The 16,889-nt window shown below is 69.9% G+C and carries 17 protein-coding genes; 3 read left to right on the plus strand and 14 right to left on the minus strand.

Annotated elements, in window-relative coordinates; genetic code table 11:
* The 12 genes from ABIS05_RS12770 to ABIS05_RS12825 form a co-directional block, all read right to left on the minus strand.
* The coding region (locus ABIS05_RS12770) for an MFS transporter (protein WP_348010591.1) at positions 1-575 on the minus strand (575 nt) is incomplete at its 3' end.
* Positions 572-1,042 (minus strand): thioredoxin family protein, encoded by a 471-nt coding sequence (locus ABIS05_RS12775; RefSeq protein WP_348010592.1) that lies wholly within the window; start codon positions 1,040-1,042, stop codon positions 572-574. The genes ABIS05_RS12770 and ABIS05_RS12775, both read right to left, overlap by 4 nt.
* 222 nt (positions 1,043-1,264) lie before the next feature.
* Entirely contained in the window at positions 1,265-2,647 is a 1,383-nt protein-coding gene (locus ABIS05_RS12780; protein ID WP_348010593.1) for an efflux transporter outer membrane subunit, read from the minus strand.
* Positions 2,644-5,799: an efflux RND transporter permease subunit gene (locus ABIS05_RS12785; protein ID WP_348010594.1), complete on the minus strand. Its 3,156-nt coding sequence runs from the start codon at positions 5,797-5,799 to the stop codon at positions 2,644-2,646. Before ABIS05_RS12785 ends, ABIS05_RS12780 begins: the two co-directional genes overlap by 4 nt.
* Positions 5,800-5,805: 6 nt before the next feature.
* Complete coding sequence (locus tag ABIS05_RS12790) at positions 5,806-7,008, minus strand: efflux RND transporter periplasmic adaptor subunit (RefSeq protein WP_407075010.1); 1,203 nt, start codon at positions 7,006-7,008, stop codon at positions 5,806-5,808.
* Between the two features lie 80 nt (positions 7,009-7,088).
* Complete coding sequence (locus ABIS05_RS12795) at positions 7,089-8,330, minus strand: multifunctional CCA addition/repair protein (protein WP_348010595.1); 1,242 nt, start codon at positions 8,328-8,330, stop codon at positions 7,089-7,091.
* Between the two features lie 21 nt (positions 8,331-8,351).
* A complete protein-coding gene (locus tag ABIS05_RS12800; RefSeq protein WP_348010596.1) occupies positions 8,352-8,915 on the minus strand; it encodes a hypothetical protein in 564 nt (187 codons plus the stop codon).
* A gap of 33 nt (positions 8,916-8,948) precedes the next feature.
* The gene (locus ABIS05_RS12805; RefSeq protein WP_348010597.1) at positions 8,949-9,602 is read right to left on the minus strand and encodes a glutathione S-transferase family protein; all 654 of its coding nucleotides are present in this window, start codon (positions 9,600-9,602) and stop codon (positions 8,949-8,951) included.
* 5 nt (positions 9,603-9,607) lie between these two features.
* Complete coding sequence (locus ABIS05_RS12810; RefSeq protein ID WP_348010598.1) at positions 9,608-9,916, minus strand: DUF1272 domain-containing protein; 309 nt, start codon at positions 9,914-9,916, stop codon at positions 9,608-9,610.
* Positions 9,917-9,918: 2 nt separating this feature from the next.
* Positions 9,919-10,599: a glutathione S-transferase gene (locus ABIS05_RS12815; protein WP_348010599.1), complete on the minus strand. Its 681-nt coding sequence runs from the start codon at positions 10,597-10,599 to the stop codon at positions 9,919-9,921.
* Positions 10,600-10,669: 70 nt separating this feature from the next.
* Complete coding sequence (locus ABIS05_RS12820) at positions 10,670-11,623, minus strand: complex I NDUFA9 subunit family protein (RefSeq protein WP_348010600.1); 954 nt, start codon at positions 11,621-11,623, stop codon at positions 10,670-10,672.
* 2 nt (positions 11,624-11,625) lie between these two features.
* Positions 11,626-13,626, minus strand: a complete 2,001-nt coding sequence (locus ABIS05_RS12825) for a transglycosylase SLT domain-containing protein (RefSeq protein WP_348063266.1) — start codon at positions 13,624-13,626, stop codon at positions 11,626-11,628.
* A gap of 139 nt (positions 13,627-13,765) precedes the next feature.
* On the opposite strand from ABIS05_RS12825, the gene ABIS05_RS12830 reads away from it, so the two are divergent.
* Together ABIS05_RS12830 and ABIS05_RS12835 are read left to right on the plus strand one after the other, a co-directional pair.
* Positions 13,766-14,383: a PEPxxWA-CTERM sorting domain-containing protein gene (locus ABIS05_RS12830; protein ID WP_348010602.1), complete on the plus strand. Its 618-nt coding sequence runs from the start codon at positions 13,766-13,768 to the stop codon at positions 14,381-14,383.
* A gap of 107 nt (positions 14,384-14,490) precedes the next feature.
* Complete coding sequence (locus ABIS05_RS12835) at positions 14,491-15,036, plus strand: 5-formyltetrahydrofolate cyclo-ligase (protein ID WP_348010603.1); 546 nt, start codon at positions 14,491-14,493, stop codon at positions 15,034-15,036.
* Between the two features lie 48 nt (positions 15,037-15,084).
* On the opposite strand, the gene ABIS05_RS12840 is transcribed toward ABIS05_RS12835, so the two are convergent.
* Entirely contained in the window at positions 15,085-16,053 is a 969-nt protein-coding gene (locus ABIS05_RS12840; protein ID WP_348010604.1) for a LysR family transcriptional regulator, read from the minus strand.
* Between the two features lie 90 nt (positions 16,054-16,143).
* Between ABIS05_RS12840 and ABIS05_RS12845 the strand changes: the two genes are divergently transcribed.
* The gene (locus tag ABIS05_RS12845; protein ID WP_348010605.1) at positions 16,144-16,440 is read left to right on the plus strand and encodes a DUF2917 domain-containing protein; all 297 of its coding nucleotides are present in this window, start codon (positions 16,144-16,146) and stop codon (positions 16,438-16,440) included.
* On the opposite strand, the gene ABIS05_RS12850 is transcribed toward ABIS05_RS12845, so the two are convergent.
* Complete coding sequence (locus tag ABIS05_RS12850; protein ID WP_348010606.1) at positions 16,390-16,881, minus strand: TfoX/Sxy family protein; 492 nt, start codon at positions 16,879-16,881, stop codon at positions 16,390-16,392. The genes ABIS05_RS12845 and ABIS05_RS12850 overlap by 51 nt on opposite strands.
* Positions 16,882-16,889: the final 8 nt, after the last annotated feature.

Consider the following 16,889-nt stretch of genomic DNA (forward strand, 5'->3'; position numbering starts at 1 on the left):
GCATCGTGCTTCTCGGGCAGCGGCAGCATGGCGCGGCTGGCGATGAGGATGGCGACGGCGCACAGGCCCGTGGCCAGCAGCAGGTGCGCTTGCGGCGTGAGGCCCAGGGCCGGCACGGCGCTGCCCAGGCCGGCGCCGGCCATGCCGCCGAGGCTGAACATGCCGTGGAAGCCGCTCATCAACGGCTTGGCAACCAGCCGTTCGATCTCGCTGGCCTCGGCGCTGAGCGAGACGTCGAACAGGCTGCCGAAACTGCCGAACACCAACATCACGGCGAGCAGCCCGGCGTAGTGCGCCGACGACTCCAGGCTGGCGATGGCCACGCAGCTCACGCAGCCCATGACGGTGGCGACGGCGCGCGGCCCGTAGCGGCCGACGATGCGCCCGGCATAGGCCAGCGCCGCCAGCGCACCGACGCCGCTGGCCAGCATGGCCAGCGCCAGCGCCTGCTCGCCCAGGCCGTAGTGCGCCTTGACGATGGGCACGTGCACGCCCCAGGTGGCGAACAGCATGCCCATGACGAAGAATTGCGTGCGCAGCGCCACGCTGGCGCTGGCAATGGACGCAACGATCACCTGGCGGTGGCGGCCACGCGGGTGAAGAAGTCGTAGACGCCCTGGTCGCCCATCTTGCGGGCGTCGGCCAGCTCGCCGCCTTCGGTCGCGTACAGCAGCTTGCCCTGCGGCGACAGCACGGCGACGGCGGGTATGCCCTTCTTCAACGGCACCCGGTAGGCCTCGGCGATGTCGACGTTGTGGTCGAAGCGGCCCACGTCGACCTTGACGACCTTGAAGTGCTTGGCGATCAGTGGCGCGCTCGGGCCGGTCTTGAAGGTCGCGTCCAGCATGCGGCAGTCGCCGCACCAGTTGGCGCCGAAGACGACGAGCACGGGCAGCTTGGCCTTCTCGGCCTCGGCCAGCGTCGCGCGGATGGCGGCCTTGGCGTCGGGGCCTTCGTCATAGATGGCGGGCGGGGCGGCCTGCGCGGCCAGGGGTGCGACGAGGCTGGTGGCGAGCAACAGGGAGGCGGTCAGGAAACGCATGGTGTGGGCCTTGCATCAAAAGCGACGGGGATGGGCGGAGTTGAAAGCGCTTTCATGCCATGTTGCCAGGCGAGTGACAACGTTGTCAAGCGGTGGCTCGAATCCAGCGCGCGCGAGGTGGCGGGCTTGCTGCGGCGCACGCTTTTCTTGCGGCCCTGCAACTGCAACTCCTGCAGGCCCGCGCGCGCCTCGCCGCTCTTCTCGGCCCGGCGCGGCCCATGGTCAGCCTCCGCCGCCCAGCACGCGGTAAACAGCCACCAGGTTCTGCGCGCGCAGGCTCTGCACCTGCACCAGCGCCTGCTGGGCCGTGAAGAGGGAGCGCTGCGCATCCAGCACGTCCAGCGAGCTGGCGATGCCAGCGCGGTAGCGCTCTTCGGACAACGCCAGGCGGCGCGCCTCGGCGTCCACCAGCGCGGACTGCGCGGCGCGCTGCTCGGCCAATGTCGCGCGGCCGGCCAGTGCGTCGGCGACATCACGGAACGCGCTCTGGACCGCCTTCTCGTACTGGGCCGTCGCCGCGTCCCGGGACGCGCGCGCCTGATTGAGGTTGGCGCGGTTGCGGCCGGCGTCGAACAGCGGCTGCAGCAGCGACGGCGCAAAGCTCCAGGCCGTGTTCTTGAACAAGCCATCGAGCTGGCTGCTGGTCGTGCCGAAACTGCCGGTCAGCGTGATGCGCGGGAAGAACGCCGCGCGGGCGGCGCCGATGTTCGCGTCGGCGGCGGCGAGTTGCGCTTCGGCCTGGCGGATGTCGGGGCGGCGTGTCAGCACGTCGCTGGGCACGCCGGCCGGCAGCTCGGCCAGGGGTTCGAAGTCGGCCAGCGCGCCGGTGGGCGCGGGCAGGCCGGCGGGCAAGGCGGAGCCGAGCAGCAGCACGAGCGCGTTCTCGTCGAGGGCGCGTTGGCGCCGCGTTTGCGCCAGCGCCACGCGCGCCGACTGCAGCGCGGACTCCCCCGCGCGCAGGTCCAGCTCGCCGGTGATGCCGCCCTCGAAACGTTGGCGGATCAGCGACAGCGATTGCTCGCGGCTGACCAGCGTGTCGCGCGTGATCTTCAGCAGCGCCTCGTCGGCCTGCAGCGCGACCTCGGTCGTCGCGATGGCCGCGATCAGCGCGTTGCGCACGGCTTGGCTGTTGGCCTCGGCGCCCAGCAACTGCGCTTGCGCGGCGGCGTCCAGGCTGCGCAGGCGGCCGAACAGGTCCAGCTCATAGGCGGTGACCTGCAGGCCCGCTTGGTAGTTGCTGGTGATGCCGCCGCTGGCGTTGGGCACGCGCGAGCCGGTGAGGCCGGCGTTGACGGTGGGCCAGAGGTCGGCGTCGCGCGCAGCGGCGGTGGCGCGGACGCTGTCGATGTTGGCGGCGGCGATGCGCAGATCGCGGTTGTTGGCCAGGGCCAGCGGGATCAGTTGCTGCAAGCGCGCGCCCTGGAAAGCCTGGGCCCAGGGCAGCTCGGCCGCCACAGTGCCGGTGCCGCCGGCGCTGGGGAAGGCTGCGGCCGGCAACGCGGCTTGCGCCGCTTCGGGCGCGGTGGGGCGCTTGGGCTCGGGGCCGGCGCAGGCGGCCAGCAGGGCGGCCGCAGCCACAGCGATGGCGGTCAGCGCGGGGTTCATACCAGGTCCTCCCGCGTCTCTTCGTTCTCGTGGGCGTCGCGGCGGCGTTGGCGTTCGCTGGCCGGGAAGAACCGGCGTACCAGCACGAAGAACACCGGCACGAAGAACACGGCGAACCCCGTCGCGGTGATCATGCCGCCCATGACGCCGGTGCCGATGGCACGCTGGCTGGCCGAGCCGGCGCCGCTGGCCAGCACCAGGGGCATGACGCCCAGGATGAAGGCGAGCGACGTCATCAGGATGGGCCGAAAGCGCAGATGCGCCGCCTCGATGACGGCGTCTGCGGCGCTGCGGCCGTGCGACTGCAGGTCCTTGGCGAACTCGATGATGAGCACCGCGTTCTTGGCCGCCAGGCCGATGATGGTGATCATGCCGACCTTGAAATAAACGTCGTTCTCCAACCCGCGGAAGGTGGCGGCAAGCACGACGCCGAGCACCCCCAGCGGCACGACGAGCAGCACGGCCGCCGGGATGGACCAGCTCTCGTACAGCGCCGCCAGGCACAGGAACACCGCCAGCAGCGAGAACGCGAACAGGATCATCGCGGTGGAGCCGGACAGCTTCTCCTCGCGCGTCTGGCCGGTCCATTCGTAGCCGAAGCCGGCCGGCAGCTCGGCCGCCAGGCGCTCCATCTCGACAATGGCCGCACCCGTGGACACGCCCTTGGCCGGCTCACCGGCAATGCGCATCGTCGGGTAGCCGTTGTAGCGCACGGTCTGCATCGCGCCGCTGATCCACTTGCTGCTGGCAAAGGCCGCCAGCGGCACGGGCTGGCCGCTGCCGTTCATCACGTTCAGCTTGAGCAGGTCCTCCGGTGTCATGCGCGCCTGCGCCTCGGCCTGCACGACGACACGCTGCAGCCGGCCGGCGTTGGGGAAGTCGTTCACATAGCTGGAGCCCAGCGAGGTGCCCAGCACCGCGTTGATGGCGGCGATGGGCACGCCCAGCGCCAGCGCGCGTTCGCGGTCGATGCTGAGTTCGAGCTGTGCGGCGTCTTCCAGGCCGTCGGGCCGCACGGCCGCCAGCAGCGGGCTCTTGGCGGTGGCCGCGAGCAGCTGGTTGCGCGCTGCTAGCAACTCGGCGCGGCTGTGGCCGCTGCGGTCCTGCAGGCGCAGCGCAAAGCCGTTGGCGCGCCCCAGGTCGCGGATGGGCGGCGGGCTGACCGGGAAGATGACCGCATCGCGGATCTTGCTCAACGCGCCGAACGAGCGCGCCACCAGCGCTTGCGCGGAGTGGTCGGCGCCGTGGCGTTCGCCCCAAGGCTTGAGCGTGATGAAGCCCAGGCCCGCGTTCTGGCCCGCGCCCGCGAAACTGAAGCCGAGGATGCTGACCATGCTCTCCACCTCGGGCTGCGCGAGCATGTAGGCCTCGGCCTGCTTCATGACGGCCAGCGTGCGCTCCTGCGTGGCGCCGGGCGGCAACTGCACGTTGACGAGGATGCTGCCCTGGTCTTCATTCGGCACGAAGGAGGTGGGCAGCTTCTGGAACATCAGCACCGCCACCGCGATGACGGCGGCGTACAGGATGAGCCAGCGCGGGGCCTTCTTCAGCATGCGCGTCACGCCGTTCTCGTAGCGCTTGTTGACCGTCGAGAAGCTGCGGTTGAACCAGCCGAAGAAGCCTTTCTTCTCCAGGTAGTGGCCGGCCTCGACGGGCTTGAGCAGCGTGGCGCACAGCGCCGGCGTCAGCGACAGCGCCATGAAGGCCGAGAACGCAATGGAGCTGACCATCACGGCGGCGAACTGGCGATAGATGTTGCCGATGGCGCCGCTGAAGAAGGCCAGCGGCACGAACACCGACAGCAGCACGACCGTGACGCCGATGATGGCGCCGGAGATCTGGCTCATCGCCTTGCGCGTGGCCTTGAGCGGCGACAGCCCCTCCTGGCTCATGATGCGCTCGACGTTCTCGACGACGACGATGGCATCGTCCACCACGATGCCGATCACCAGCACCATGCCGAACATCGTCAGCACGTTGATGGAGAAGCCCAGCGCGAGCAACGCGGCGAAGCTGCCGAGCAACGCGATGGGCACCACCAGCGTCGGGATGATGGTGTAGCGGATGTTCTGCAGGAACAGGAACATCACCAGGAACACCAGCACCACGGCCTCGATCAGCGTCTCGACGACCTGCCGGATCGAGATGTCGATGAACAGCGAGCTGTCGAACGGAATGGTGGCCTTCACGCCGGCTGGGAAGTAGGGCTGCAATTCCTTCAGGCGCTTCTTGACGAGGTCGGCCGTCTGCAGCGCATTGGCCGTCGGCGACAGTTGCACGCCGATGCCCACCGAGGGCTGGCCGTTCAGCCGCGTGGAGCGGCCGCCGTAGCTCTGCGCACCCAGCTCGACGCGGGCGACATCCTTGAGCCGCACGGTGGCGCCATCGGGGCTGGCGCGCAACACGATGTTGCCGAACTGCTCGGCGGTGGTGAGCTGGCCGCGCACGACGACGGTGGCGAACAGCGTCTGGCCGGGCAGGCTCGGCTGGTCGCCGATGGTGCCGGAGTCGACCTGCGCGTTCTGCGCGCGGATGGCGTCATTCACGTCAGCCGGCGAGAGGCGGTAGCCGAGCAGCTTGGTCGGGTCCAGCCAGATGCGCATGCCGCGCTCGGTGCCGAACAGGCTGGCCTGGCCCACGCCGGGCACGCGCTGTAGTTCGGGCAGCACGGTGCGCGAGGCGTAATCACCCAACGCCACGGGGTCGAACGCCGGGTTGTCGCTGGACAGGATGGTGAAGAGCAGGAAGTTGGGGTTGGCCTTGTCGACCCGCACACCCTGCTGGATGACGCTGGCCGGCAGCCGCGGCGTGGCGCGGGCCAGGCGGTTTTGCACGTCCACCTGGGCCAGGTCGGGGTTGGTGCCGGGCTCGAAGTTCAGCGTCAGCGAGCCGCTGCCGTCGGCTTGGGCCACGGCCTCCATGTAGATGAGGCCGGGCGAGCCATTCATCTCGCGCTCGATGATGCTGATGACGGCGTCTTCCAGCGTCTGCGCCGAGGCGCCCGGATAGGTGACCGACAGCGCGATGGCGGGCGGCGCCACCGGCGGGTATTGCGCGATCGGCAGCTGTGTGACCGCGACACCGCCGATGACGAGGATGAACAAGGCGATGACCCACGCGAAGATGGGCCGGTTGATGAAGAACTGCGCCATGTGGGGTCAGGCCTTCGATGCCGCTGACGCTGACGCGGGTGCGGGTGCCGAAGGAGCAGCACCGGGCGGCGTCCACGGCACCGGCCTGGCCTTGCCGCCGGCACGCGCCTTCTGCAGGCCGTCGACGATGACCTTCTCACCGGCCTTCAAGCCCGACAGCACCAGCGACTGGCCGGTGCGCGGCGGGCCGAGCTTGACCGGCCGCGCGGTGACGCTGCCGTCCTCACCCACGACGAGCACCGTGTCGCCCTGCGCGCCACGGCTCACCGCCTGCTGCGGCAGCCAGATGCCGTCGGTCACCTCGGCCTGGGCCAGGCGCACGCGCACGTACAGGCCGGGCAGCAGCGTGCCCTGCGGGTTGGGCAACTCGGCGCGCAGCGTGATCTGGCCGGTGCTGGCGTCCACGCTGAGGTCGGAGAACAGCAGCTTGCCCGGCTGCGGATAGACGCTGCCGTCCTCCAGCATCACCTGCACCTGCGCGGCCTCCTTGCCCGCCGCACGTTGCAGCTGGCCGCCCGCCAGCGCCGCGCGCAGCTTCATGACTTCGTTGGCGGGCTGCGTGAAGTTCACGAACAGCTTGTCGATCTGCTGTACGACGGCCAGCGGCGTGGCTTCGCCCTGGCCCACCAGCGCACCTTCGGTGACCAACGCGCGACCGATGCGGCCCGAGATGGGCGACGTGACCGTGGCATAGCCGAAGTTGATCTGCGCCGTCTGCACGGCCGCCTTGCCGGCGGCTACGTCAGCTGCGGCCTGCTTGGCCGAGGCCTGGGCGGCCAGGGCTTCCTGCTGGCTGACGGCCTGGCTCTTGGCCAGCGGGGCGTAGCGGTCGGCCAGCGATTGGGCCTGCATCAGGTTGGCTTCGGCGCGCGCCAGCTGGGCCTGGGCGCTGGCGAGCGTGGCGCGGTAGGGCGCGGCGTCGATCTCGAACAGCGGCTGGCCGGCCTTCACGTCCGAGCCCTCGGTGAAGAGGCGCTTCTGCAGGATGCCGGCGGCGCGTGCGCGCACCTGGGCCACGCGGAAGGCTTCCAGCCGACCGGGCAGTTCGGTCGTCAGGTCGGCGCGGCCAGGCGTGGCGGTGATAACGCCCACTTCGGGCGGCGGCGGGGCGGCTGGTGCGGGGGCGCTGCTGCCTTGGCCGCAGCCCACCAGACCAATCAGCCCCATCAGAGCGCTCAACGACAGCACCCATGCCGCCTGCCCATTCATCACAAACCTCATGCCGGCCTCGATCGCTTAGCTTGCTGCCGGCTGTCTGCCGGCAAAGCTGCCGACTGTAGCGACTTGCATCAGGCCTGGTCGGTGAAGCTAAGCAAAGCCCGCAGCCGCGCCGCCTTGACGGCCGCGCCGATGGCCGGCCCCTTGGCGCCGCGCGCCACGGCCTCTGCGGACGCAGCGGCCAGGTCCACCCGCTGTGTCGCGGCCAGGTCGGCGGCCAGGCGTTCGCGCTGCGGGTAGTCGCGGTCCTCCAGCCCCAGGCGGCCGCGCGCGTCGCATTCGCAGGCCCACAGCAGTTCGGCAAAGCGGTCGGGCCGGCGCCAGGCGTCGCAGCGCTCCAGCAGGCGCAGCCGCGCCTCGGCACTGAAGCCGCTGCTCTGGTGCACATGGGTGTGCTCGCGCGCAACGAGCTCGGCCAGCTCGCGGCAGTCGGTAGGTACCTTCCAGCGCTCGCTCACACCGCGCGCCAGCTTCTCGCTGCGCACCTCGTGGGCGATGTGGCGCGGCAGCTCTTCCTTGCGCGTCGTGCCCTTGCCTAGGTCGTGGCAGAGGCAGGCGTAGCGCACGGTCAACGGCGCGCCCTGCAGGGCGCACTGGTCCAGCACCATCAACAGGTGGATGCCGGTGTCGATCTCGGGGTGGTGAGCCTCGGGCTGGGGCACGCCGAAGAGGGCCTCGACTTCTGGCAAGAGCTTCTGCAGCGCGCCGGCTTCGCGCAGCACCTGCAGCATGCGTGAGGGCTTCTTCTCCATCAGCCCGCGCGCCAGTTCCTGCCAGACGCGCTCGGCCACGAGCGCGTCCACCTCGCCGGCGGCCACCATGCTGCGCATCAGCTCGACGGTTTCGGGCGCGACGGTGAAGTCCGCAAAGCGCGCGGCGAAGCGGGCCAGGCGCAGGATGCGCACCGGGTCTTCGGCGAAGGCGGGGGAGACGTGGCGCAGTGTTTTCTGCTGGATGTCGTGCTGGCCGTTGTAGGGGTCGATGACCTTGCCTTGGTCGTCCTGGGCCATCGCGTTGATGGTCAGGTCGCGGCGGGCCAGGTCTTGCTCCAGCGTCACGTCGGGCGCCGCGTGGACGGCAAAGCCGTGATAGCCGGCGGCCGTCTTGCGTTCGGTGCGGGCGAGGGCCACTTCTTCATGCGTCTTGGGGTGCAGGAAGACGGGGAAGTCCTTGCCGACGGGCAGGTAGCTGGCGTTCAGCAGGTCTTGCGGGGATGCGCCAACGACGACCCAGTCGCGGTCCTGCACGGGCAGGCCGAGCAGGCGGTCGCGGACGGCGCCGCCGACGAGGTAGGTTTGGAAGGAAGAAGACATGGTGCGATGCCGACTCGCGTCTCAGGAAATGCCTGTCAGAAAAAGGAGAAACCAGCGGCCACCCGGGATGCCATAGAAGCGGGAGGAGGTGCCGCCGAGGCTGGTCGAACAGCCCATGGACCGTTCGCGGACCGCGACGACGTTGACGGGAGCATCCGCGCCGGTGGGATGGACGACGGCATGGCCTTCGTCGATCTGCAGCGCGACGTAGGACTCCCAATCGCCCCGTCGACCCCGGCCATCCACGGTGGCACACGAATCCAGTGTTCCGCGCGGCGTCACCATCTGAAGCAGATCGCGGGCTTGTTTGATCGTCCACCTCGAGTGGTGGTCGTCGCCCGGATGAGACGCCACGAGGCCTTTGGCATGGGCGTCCGCCAGCGCCTTGTCCAGCACGACGGTGGCGTGCTGCAGTTGCACGGCGATGCAGGATTCCGGGCGCCTGGTCGGCACTTGAATGGACTTGATGGTCACTTCGCCGCAATCCCCCGGCGCGGCCGGTGCGGCAAAGGTCAGCGCCAGCAGTGCCGTGCAGGCCACCGGGGCCAGCCAGTCAGGGCGTGCGGTCAGTGCGAAGGAGGGCATGGCGCGAGTATCGGCCGCCATGCCGGCTCAGATTCACCAGCGCGGCGCCACCTGCTCCCCCGGCAGCAACTCGTAGGGCGGCTTCCAGCCGGGCAGTGCGGTTTTCAGCCGATCACGCCATGCGGCGATGGCCGGGTACTGCGCGGCGACGGCTATGCCGCTTTCCTCGACCGGGAAGAACTGGTAGCCCGCCAGCGAGATGTCGGCGATGGTGGGCGCATCGCCGACGATGAACTGCCGGCCGGTGAGATGCTTCTCGACGATGCCGAAGGCGTTGTCGATGCGGCCCTTGAACCAGGCCATCAGCGTGGGGTCGGGTGGCGTGCCCGCGAACGACTTCATGAAGCGGTAGGTCGCGAAGTAGCTGGTGAACTTGTGGTTGTCGAAGAACAGCCAGCGCAGCACATCCTGGCGCTCGTCGTCATCCGCACCGCCGTACTGGCCATGGCGCTGGGCCAGGTGCAACAGGATGGCGGCCGACTGTGTGAGGCGCTTGCCGTCCAACTCCAGGATGGGCACCTCGCCCATCTCGTTCTCGGCCTGCCGCCAGGGATCGGAGCGCGTCAGGCCGGTCGCGAACTCGGCCAGCGGCACGTGCCGGGCGGTCCAGGGCAGCTGCAACGCCTGCAGCATCAGCGCGACCTTGTAGGTGTTGCCGGATTGGGAGAAGCCGTGAAGAGTGGTCATGGGGATCAGCGCAGTTGGGGCGGCAGGTCGTTCAGGGCCTGGACGAGGCGTGCGTGTGCGGCCAGGTCCACGGGCCGGTGCTTGGGTTCGGTGCGCGCCGGGTAGGTGCCCAGGTGGTTGTCGCCTTGCCAGTTCTTCGCCGGCCTCACCGGCCGCGGCACAAACCCGCCGCCGCAATTGGGACAGACGTTCGCCAGCACACCGTCCACGCAGCCCGCACAGAACGTGCACTCAAAGCTGCAGATGCGAGCCTCTACCGACTCCGGCGGCAGCACCACCGCACAGTGCTCACAACTCTGCCGCAACTCCAACACGCTCAGCGCTCCGTCCGATACGGCTCATCCTCCGGCACGAAGTCCCGCTCCCGCAGCGCCTCGGCAATCCAGTCCTCCACCGCCGGGTGCGCCAGCAGCGCATCGCGATACGCCGCAGCAGCATCTGACACCGGCAAACCGAAGCGACTCAGCCGCACCGCCACGGGCGAGAAATAGGCATCGGCCGCGCTGAACTCGCCAAACAGGAAAGGTCCGCCGCTGGCTGCAAGCGACTCGCTCCAGGCCGCCTCCAGCCGCGCCACGTCGGCGCGCAAGGCCTCGTCCTCGGCCCAAAACTTGGCGCCGATCTCGGGGAAGAAGGCCTCGATGTTCATCGGGCAGACATTGCGCAGCCGCCCAAAGCCGGCGTGCATCTCGGCGCACAGGCTGCGCGCCCGCGCCCGGGCCTTCGCGGCGCGCGGCCAGATGGCGTGGTCGGGGTGGCGGTCGGCCACGTACTCGGTGATGGCCAGCGTGTCCCACACGGTGAAGCCATCGGCCTCGACGATCACGGGCACGCGCTTGGTCGGCGTGATGCCGGCGATGACGCGGGTCCACTCCGAGCCCGCGCTGAAGTCGAAGCGCAGCTTGACCTCTTCAAAGGGAATGCCGAAGGCCGCCAGCAGCACGCCGCTGCGCATGGACCAGGATGAGTAGTTCTTGTTGCCGATGTAGAGCTTCATGGGACCGTCCGAAGGGGCCGGCCAGCTTAGGCGCGCCGAGTCATCTCGGCGATGAGCAATCCGCAACGGATTAATGTCTGGCGCGCCAGGCGTCCAGCCGCGCAATGCCGTTGCCGGGCGACAGATAGCCCGGCAGCACCGCCTCCAGCGAGGCTGCCGCGATGCCCAGTTCGGCCAAGCCGGGCAGGCCGCCGGTCGGTACGTTGGGCACGCTCAGCGAGGCGAGGTTGTCGCGCGACAGCAGCGGCTCACCCGGCAAACACTCCATGGCCAGGGCCTGCAGCGTCGCCAGCGGGCCGGGCAGCGGCAGCACAGCCCGCTCGTGCTCCGACATGCGGCCCGCCAGCCGCACCAGCTCGCCCAACGTCAGCTCGCGCGGGCCGGCAATCTCGTAGGTCTGGGCTATGGCCTCGCGGCGCAGCAGCACCTCCACCAGTGCCTGTGCCAGGTCTTGCACCCAGACGGGTTGCAGGCGCGCGTCAGCGCCACCCAAGGGCATCAGCGGGAACAGCCGCTGCAGCCGCGCAAACAGGTTGACGCTCCTGTCACCCTCGCCAAACACCAGCGACGGTCGCAGCAGCGTCAGGTCCAGCGCGCCGGTCTGCGTGGCGACCTGCAGCACCGCCTCGCCGGCCGCCTTGCTGCGCAGATAACGCGACGGTGCATGCTCAGCAACGCCCAGCGCGCTGACGTGCACGAGGCGGCGCACGCCGGCTGCATTCATCGCCGCCGCGATACGCCGGGGCAGCTCCACATGCGCATGCTCAAAGGCTGCCGCGCTGCCCTGCAGGATGGCGACGAGGTTGACGACAGCATCGTGGCCTTGTACCAGCGCCGGCAGGTCGCGAAAGACATCGGCCTGCAGCACGGTGACGCCGGGCAAGCTCTGCACGGCCTGCGCATGCGGTAGCCGCCGCGTCGGCACAGTGATGCGCGCGCCGGCGCCCAGGCGGCGCGTCAGCTGCTCGCACAGCGCGCGGCCGACAAAGCCGCTGCCGCCGAGGATGAGTACCGACAAGGCCATGATCAGGACCCTCCCACGGCGGCCGGCGGCACGTCGCTGACATCCGCCGCGCGCGCACCTGCCGGGCCGACGCTGGTGCCCAGGCGCTCGCGCAGCCGGGTGGCGGGCAGGCCCAGCACCTGCGCGTAGACGGCGCCGCCGAGCAGCACCTTGCGGACGTAGTCGCGCGTCTCGTGGAAGGGGATGTTCTCGGCCCAGATGGCCGCGTCAATGACCGGGCCGTCACGCCAGCGCGCGGGCCGCCCGGGGCCGGCGTTGTAGGCGGCGGCGGCCAGCGCTTGGGCACCGTCGAAACGCTCCAGCACCAGCTTCAGGTAATGGGTGCCGATGCGCAGATTGAAGTCGCGGTCGTGCATCAGGTCGGGGCTGTAGTTCAGCCCGGCCTTCTTGGCCGTCCACTTGGCCGTGGCCGGCATCACCTGCATCAGCCCGGCCGCGCCGACATTGGAGCGCGCGTCCAGCACGAAGCGCGATTCCTGGCGGATCAGGCCGTAGACATAGGCCGCGTCCAGCCCAGCGGCCCGCGCCTCGCGCACCAGCTCGGCACGGTGCGGCAGGGGGTAGCGCTGGGCGATGTCGATCTCGGCCTTGGTGCGCTCGCTGGTGTTGATGCAGCGGTCCCACACCTCGCGGTCGCAGGCCTCCTGCGCGGCGGCGAGCAGCGCGCGGTCGCCCATGCCGCGCAGCGAGAAGTTCCACTCGCGAACGCCTTCGCTGCGCATGCCGAGGTCGATGAGCTGAAGCGCCCGCGTCAGGCCGGCGTGGCTGCGCGCGGCGCGGCGTTCGTCGGCCGTCAGCGGCGCGGGCACCTGCGGCAGTGGCGTCGGCAAAGCCAGGTCCTCGGCGGCCAGGCGGCCGAAGTAGTTCAGCGGCGTCGTCGCCAGTGCGGCGAGTTGGGCGCGCGCCGCTGCGGCATCGCCCTGCATGCGCGTGGCGCGCGCCCGCCAGTAGACCCAGGCCGGGTCGCGTTGCTCGGCCGTGCTCATTTGCTCGATGGCGCGCAGGGCCACGGCCGGCACCTTGGCGCGCAGTGCGGCGCGCGCGGCCCAGGCGAGCGTGTCGTCGCTCAGCGGGGCATCGGGCGCGAGCTTGTAGCCGCGCTCGAAGGCGCGCAGCGCGTCGTCCTGCAGCCGCAGCGCGGACTGGCGGCCGATCTGCGCCCACAACCAGGCCTGTAGGTCCTTGGGCAGCTTGCTCCACTTGTCCTGCAGCACGTCGCCGGCCTGGTCCGGGTCGGAGGCGGCAACGCGGGCCAGGGCCAGGGCCGTCAGCTCCGCCTCGGCACGCGGCGCGGTGCGGGCCTTGCGCGTCAGGTAGCGACCGGCGTTGTCCTGCAGCTCGGCGAGCTTCTGGTCCAGCGGCTTGGCTGCAAGCAGCGCCACGGCTTGCTTCGCGGCGCGCGGCTTGCTCTGTTCGATGGCCTGGCGGGCCTTGGCCCACAGCGTGTCGGGCTTGAAGAGGCCGGCATCGACGAAGGTGCTGGCCAGCAGGTTGCAGCCGTCGTCGCCGTCCTTCTGCGCCATCCACGCGGCGAGGGCCGCATCCGCATTGATCTTGCTGCCGGCCAGATGGTCGGCCAGCAGCGCGTAGCAGGCGACCTCGCGGTCGTCGCGCATCAGGTAGCTGGCGTGGTCACGGCGGAAGTTGGCCCAGTCGCGGCGGCGGCCCAGCTCCAGCAGCCAGTCGTTGCGCAGCCGGTCTTCCACGTAGCTGCCGGGGAAGCGCGCATAGAAGGCGTCCATCTCCGGCTGCCGCACCTCGGCCAGGCGGGCGTTCAGGTCGAAATACTCGACCCAGCCGGCTAGCGGGTGGCTTTGCGCGCGGGCCGCGTCGACAAGGCTGGACAGGCGCTTGCGGTCGCGCTTGACCCAGGCCTCGCGGGCCTGCACGGCGAGGTCGTTGTCCATCGCTGTCGCTGCCGCCGCGATCACGGGAGCCCCCAACGCGATGGCCATCAGCAGCCCCAGGACCGCTCTAAAAAACCGCTCACCCATTTGATTCATGACCACGCCCGCCCAAGCGAGGCAATTTAACCCAGTGCCGGCCCACTCCACCTGTTTGGGGTGTTCGCCTTGTCTTAGGGCTGGTGATAGCGCTATCCATTCTCTATCCTGGCCTTTCAACCCGAAGAGGAGACAAGCCGTGAAGAAGATTGTTCAACACACCATGCTGGCTGCGGCCGCCGCGCTGCTCAGCCTGAGCGCCTGGGCCGTCCCGGCAACTTACGGTGATTCGGGCGGGTCGGGCCAGGCGCCGATCACGGTGAGCTTCGTAGCCATCGCCGACGGCCCGGTAACGGGCTACTACACCGGCTGGTCCGGCGGCTTCACCGCGCTGGTGGGCCTGAGCATCAACGGCGTCGACGGCCCGATCGGCCTGAGCAATCACGGCAGCGCCTATGGCGAAAGCCTGGTGCTCGGCAATGCGCTGGCGGGCGACAAGCTGGTGTTCTTCCTCGACGTGGCCGCAGCCCCGGCGCGCTACTACAGCGACGCGAGCCTGAACCACGACGGAGTCAACGGCGCCAACGTCAACCACGTCTGGGTGTCTTCCTACGCGGGCGACGCCACGCTGCCGGGCGGCCTGCTCATCGCCTTCGAGGACCTGCCCGGCACCGGCGCCGATTTCAACTATCAGGATCACGGTCTCGTTCTCGCCAACGTCACCGCCGTACCGGTGCCCGAGCCCGCGAGTTGGGCGCTGATGCTGGGCGGCTTTGCCGGGTTGGCTGGCCTGTCCGCGCTGCGGCGTCGCCGCTGAAGCGCACCGCCCCGAACGCCCCCGATGGCCTTGCGCTGTCGGGGGCGTCGTCTTTTTGGGATTTCTCTCATGGTTCCAATGGGCGCCGACTCCACCGACGCACGCCCATGACCGCTGCTGCTCCCCACGACCGCTCCGACCTGCGCCGCAGCCTGCTGGCCGAGCGCCGCACCTTTGCCGCGACGCCGGCCTTCCAGGCGGCCGGGCACGCGGTGCGCCAGTCGCTGAGCAGCCTGCTGGAACAGCTGGAGCCTGAGCTGCTGGGCGTCTACTGGCCGCTGGCCGGCGAGTTCGACCCCGGCGACTGGCCCTTCCCACGCGCGCTGCCCTTCGCCCGTCGCGAGCCGGCCGAGATGGTGTTTCGCCGCTGGGACGGCGCCGAGCCCACGGCCCAGGACGAATGCGGCATCGCCACCAGCACCGGCGCCGTCGTGGTGCCCGATGTCGTCCTCGTGCCCTGCGTCGGCTTCACCCGCGAGGGCTTTCGGCTGGGCTACGGCGGCGGCTACTTCGATCGCTGGCTGGCCGCGCACCCCGGCGTCACGGCCATCGGCCTGGCGTGGTCGGCGGCCGAGACCCATTTCGCCGTCGAGGCCCATGACCGCGCGCTGACGCTGATCCTGACCGAGCGCGAACTCATTGCGCCCGACTGAGAAATCCCGACCCGCGCTGGCGGAGGGGCTGGCGCAGGTGATGGCAAGTCAGACGCTGGCGAGCTGATCCCGCGTGATCGCCGCCTGCTCGCGCACCCAGTCCGCAAACTGCTGCACCTCGGGCCGCGAGGTGGCAGCCGGGGCGGGCATGAGCCAGTAGGCGTAGGGGCTGGTCAGCCGGCCGGCGGCGCCGAAGGGTTCCACCAGTTCGGCGCGCTTCAGGTGTTCGTGCACCAGCGGCAAGCGCGCCAGCGCCACGCCCTGGCCGGCCAATGCAGCCTGGATCTGCTGGTAGGTGAAGTTGAAATACATCCAGCGCAGCGGCTGCAGGTCGTGCTCGTGCTGGCGGGTCAGCCAGTGCCGCCAGGACAGGAACTCGGCGCTGGGCCGCGCGTCGTCTTCCTCGGTCAGCGCGTGGGCCGCCAGGTCGCCCGGGCGGCGGAGCACGGGCAGCCGGCCGCTGCGCGTGGCCTCGGCGTACCAGGGGCTGACCACGGGCGACACCGTCTCCTCGAACATCAACTCGCCCGCAGCCTTGACGCCCGCGCCGGCGATGTAGCGCAGCGCCAGGTCGTGCTCGCCGTCCTCCATGTCGGCCAGGCCATCGGCGGCCGACACGCGGATGTCAATGTCCGGGTGGTGCTTCTGGAAATCGCACAGCCGGGGGATGAGCCACAGCGACGCGAAGGAGGCGAAGGTGGTCACGTTGACGACGCGCCGGCCGCGCGTGCGGCGCATCTGGCGCACGGTCTGGTCCAGCTTGGAGAGCACGGCAATCGCCGTGGGCAGCAGCACCGCGCCCTCGCTGGACAGCTCCACCTTGCGCGTGCCGCGCAGGAAGAGGGTGCAGCCGATTTCTTCTTCCAGCGACTGGATCTGCCGGCTGATGGCGGACTGCGTCAGGCTCAGCTCCTCGGCCGCAGCGCGGAAGGACAGCAGCCGGGCGACGGCCTCGAAGGCGCGCAGCGGGCCGATGGACAGGGGCCTCTGGCGTAAAGGCTGCAAGGGCGTATTCATGCGCGGATGGTATCAATCCGCGCGGCGGAGTCATTGGACCGCCCTGGGGCATCTAAGGAGAATCCCGCACATCAACCCAGGAGTCTCATCATGAGCGACGCGCAATCTGTATGGCATTTGGACGGTGGCCGGGCCATGACCCTGGCCGGTGGTGCCGAGGCGCGCCGCCTGGCGGTGGCCCGGGGCCGCGTCTGGCTGACGCTGTCCGGCACGACCGACCAGCCGGCTGAAGACAAGTGGCTCGAAGCCGGCGAGGCCGTGGCGCTGGCGGCGGGTCAGACGGCGGTGTTGGAAGCGTGGCCGGCGGCGGATTTCGAGCTGCTGGTGCCGCCCTGCTCAGCCTCGGCGAGCCGCGGTCTTTTTGGCGGCCGGCTTTTTGGCGGCTGAACCCCCGGGTATCTTCTTGGCCGCCCGCTTCGCGACGGCGGCTGATTCCTCACCAGCAGATCTGGCCGCCCGCTTCGCGGTGGCCGTTGATTTCTTCGGCTTGGGCATTGTCTTGGCGTTCGCTGCGCGCAGCGCGGCCTCCAATGCCAGCCGTGCCCAGGGCAGCATCAGCGGCGGTGATTCCAGCGCCTCTTCCGGCGGGCCGTAATAGCTCACCACGATGCGCTCGCCGTCCTTGTTCGGGTAGGTGAAGGGCGAGCAGCCGGCGGCGACGAAACGCTCGCGCGTCGTGTTGTCGACCTTCAGAAAGAGCTGGCTGCCAAAGACGAGAGCCACGAACAGCCCGTCGATGTAGATGCCCTGGCCGCCGAACATGCGCCGTGTACGCGCGGGGCCGAGCGGTGACAACAGCTCGACGCAGAGATCAGTGAAAGCGTCCATAGAGAGCG

The sequence above is a fragment of the Roseateles sp. genome, from assembly GCF_039929605.1.
Classification (GTDB): Bacteria; Pseudomonadota; Gammaproteobacteria; order Burkholderiales; family Burkholderiaceae_C; genus Pelomonas.

What these genes read in the sequence shown, in the direction of transcription:
- ABIS05_RS12775 (WP_348010592.1), bottom strand. Translation starts at nt 1,042, where the DNA reads ATGCGTTTCCTGACCGCCTCCCTGTTGCTCGCCACCAGCCTCGTCGCA.
- ABIS05_RS12780 (WP_348010593.1), bottom strand. Translation starts at nt 2,647, where the DNA reads ATGAACCCCGCGCTGACCGCCATCGCTGTGGCTGCGGCCGCCCTGCTG.
- ABIS05_RS12785 (WP_348010594.1), bottom strand. Translation starts at nt 5,799, where the DNA reads ATGGCGCAGTTCTTCATCAACCGGCCCATCTTCGCGTGGGTCATCGCC.
- ABIS05_RS12790 (WP_407075010.1), bottom strand. Translation starts at nt 7,008, where the DNA reads ATGAATGGGCAGGCGGCATGGGTGCTGTCGTTGAGCGCTCTGATGGGG.
- ABIS05_RS12795 (WP_348010595.1), bottom strand. Translation starts at nt 8,330, where the DNA reads ATGTCTTCTTCCTTCCAAACCTACCTCGTCGGCGGCGCCGTCCGCGAC.
- ABIS05_RS12800 (WP_348010596.1), bottom strand. Translation starts at nt 8,915, where the DNA reads ATGCCCTCCTTCGCACTGACCGCACGCCCTGACTGGCTGGCCCCGGTG.
- ABIS05_RS12805 (WP_348010597.1), bottom strand. Translation starts at nt 9,602, where the DNA reads ATGACCACTCTTCACGGCTTCTCCCAATCCGGCAACACCTACAAGGTC.
- ABIS05_RS12815 (WP_348010599.1), bottom strand. Translation starts at nt 10,599, where the DNA reads ATGAAGCTCTACATCGGCAACAAGAACTACTCATCCTGGTCCATGCGC.
- ABIS05_RS12820 (WP_348010600.1), bottom strand. Translation starts at nt 11,623, where the DNA reads ATGGCCTTGTCGGTACTCATCCTCGGCGGCAGCGGCTTTGTCGGCCGC.
- ABIS05_RS12825 (WP_348063266.1), bottom strand. Translation starts at nt 13,626, where the DNA reads ATGAATCAAATGGGTGAGCGGTTTTTTAGAGCGGTCCTGGGGCTGCTG.
- ABIS05_RS12835 (WP_348010603.1), top strand. Translation starts at nt 14,491, where the DNA reads ATGACCGCTGCTGCTCCCCACGACCGCTCCGACCTGCGCCGCAGCCTG.
- ABIS05_RS12840 (WP_348010604.1), bottom strand. Translation starts at nt 16,053, where the DNA reads ATGAATACGCCCTTGCAGCCTTTACGCCAGAGGCCCCTGTCCATCGGC.
- ABIS05_RS12845 (WP_348010605.1), top strand. Translation starts at nt 16,144, where the DNA reads ATGAGCGACGCGCAATCTGTATGGCATTTGGACGGTGGCCGGGCCATG.
- ABIS05_RS12850 (WP_348010606.1), bottom strand. Translation starts at nt 16,881, where the DNA reads ATGGACGCTTTCACTGATCTCTGCGTCGAGCTGTTGTCACCGCTCGGC.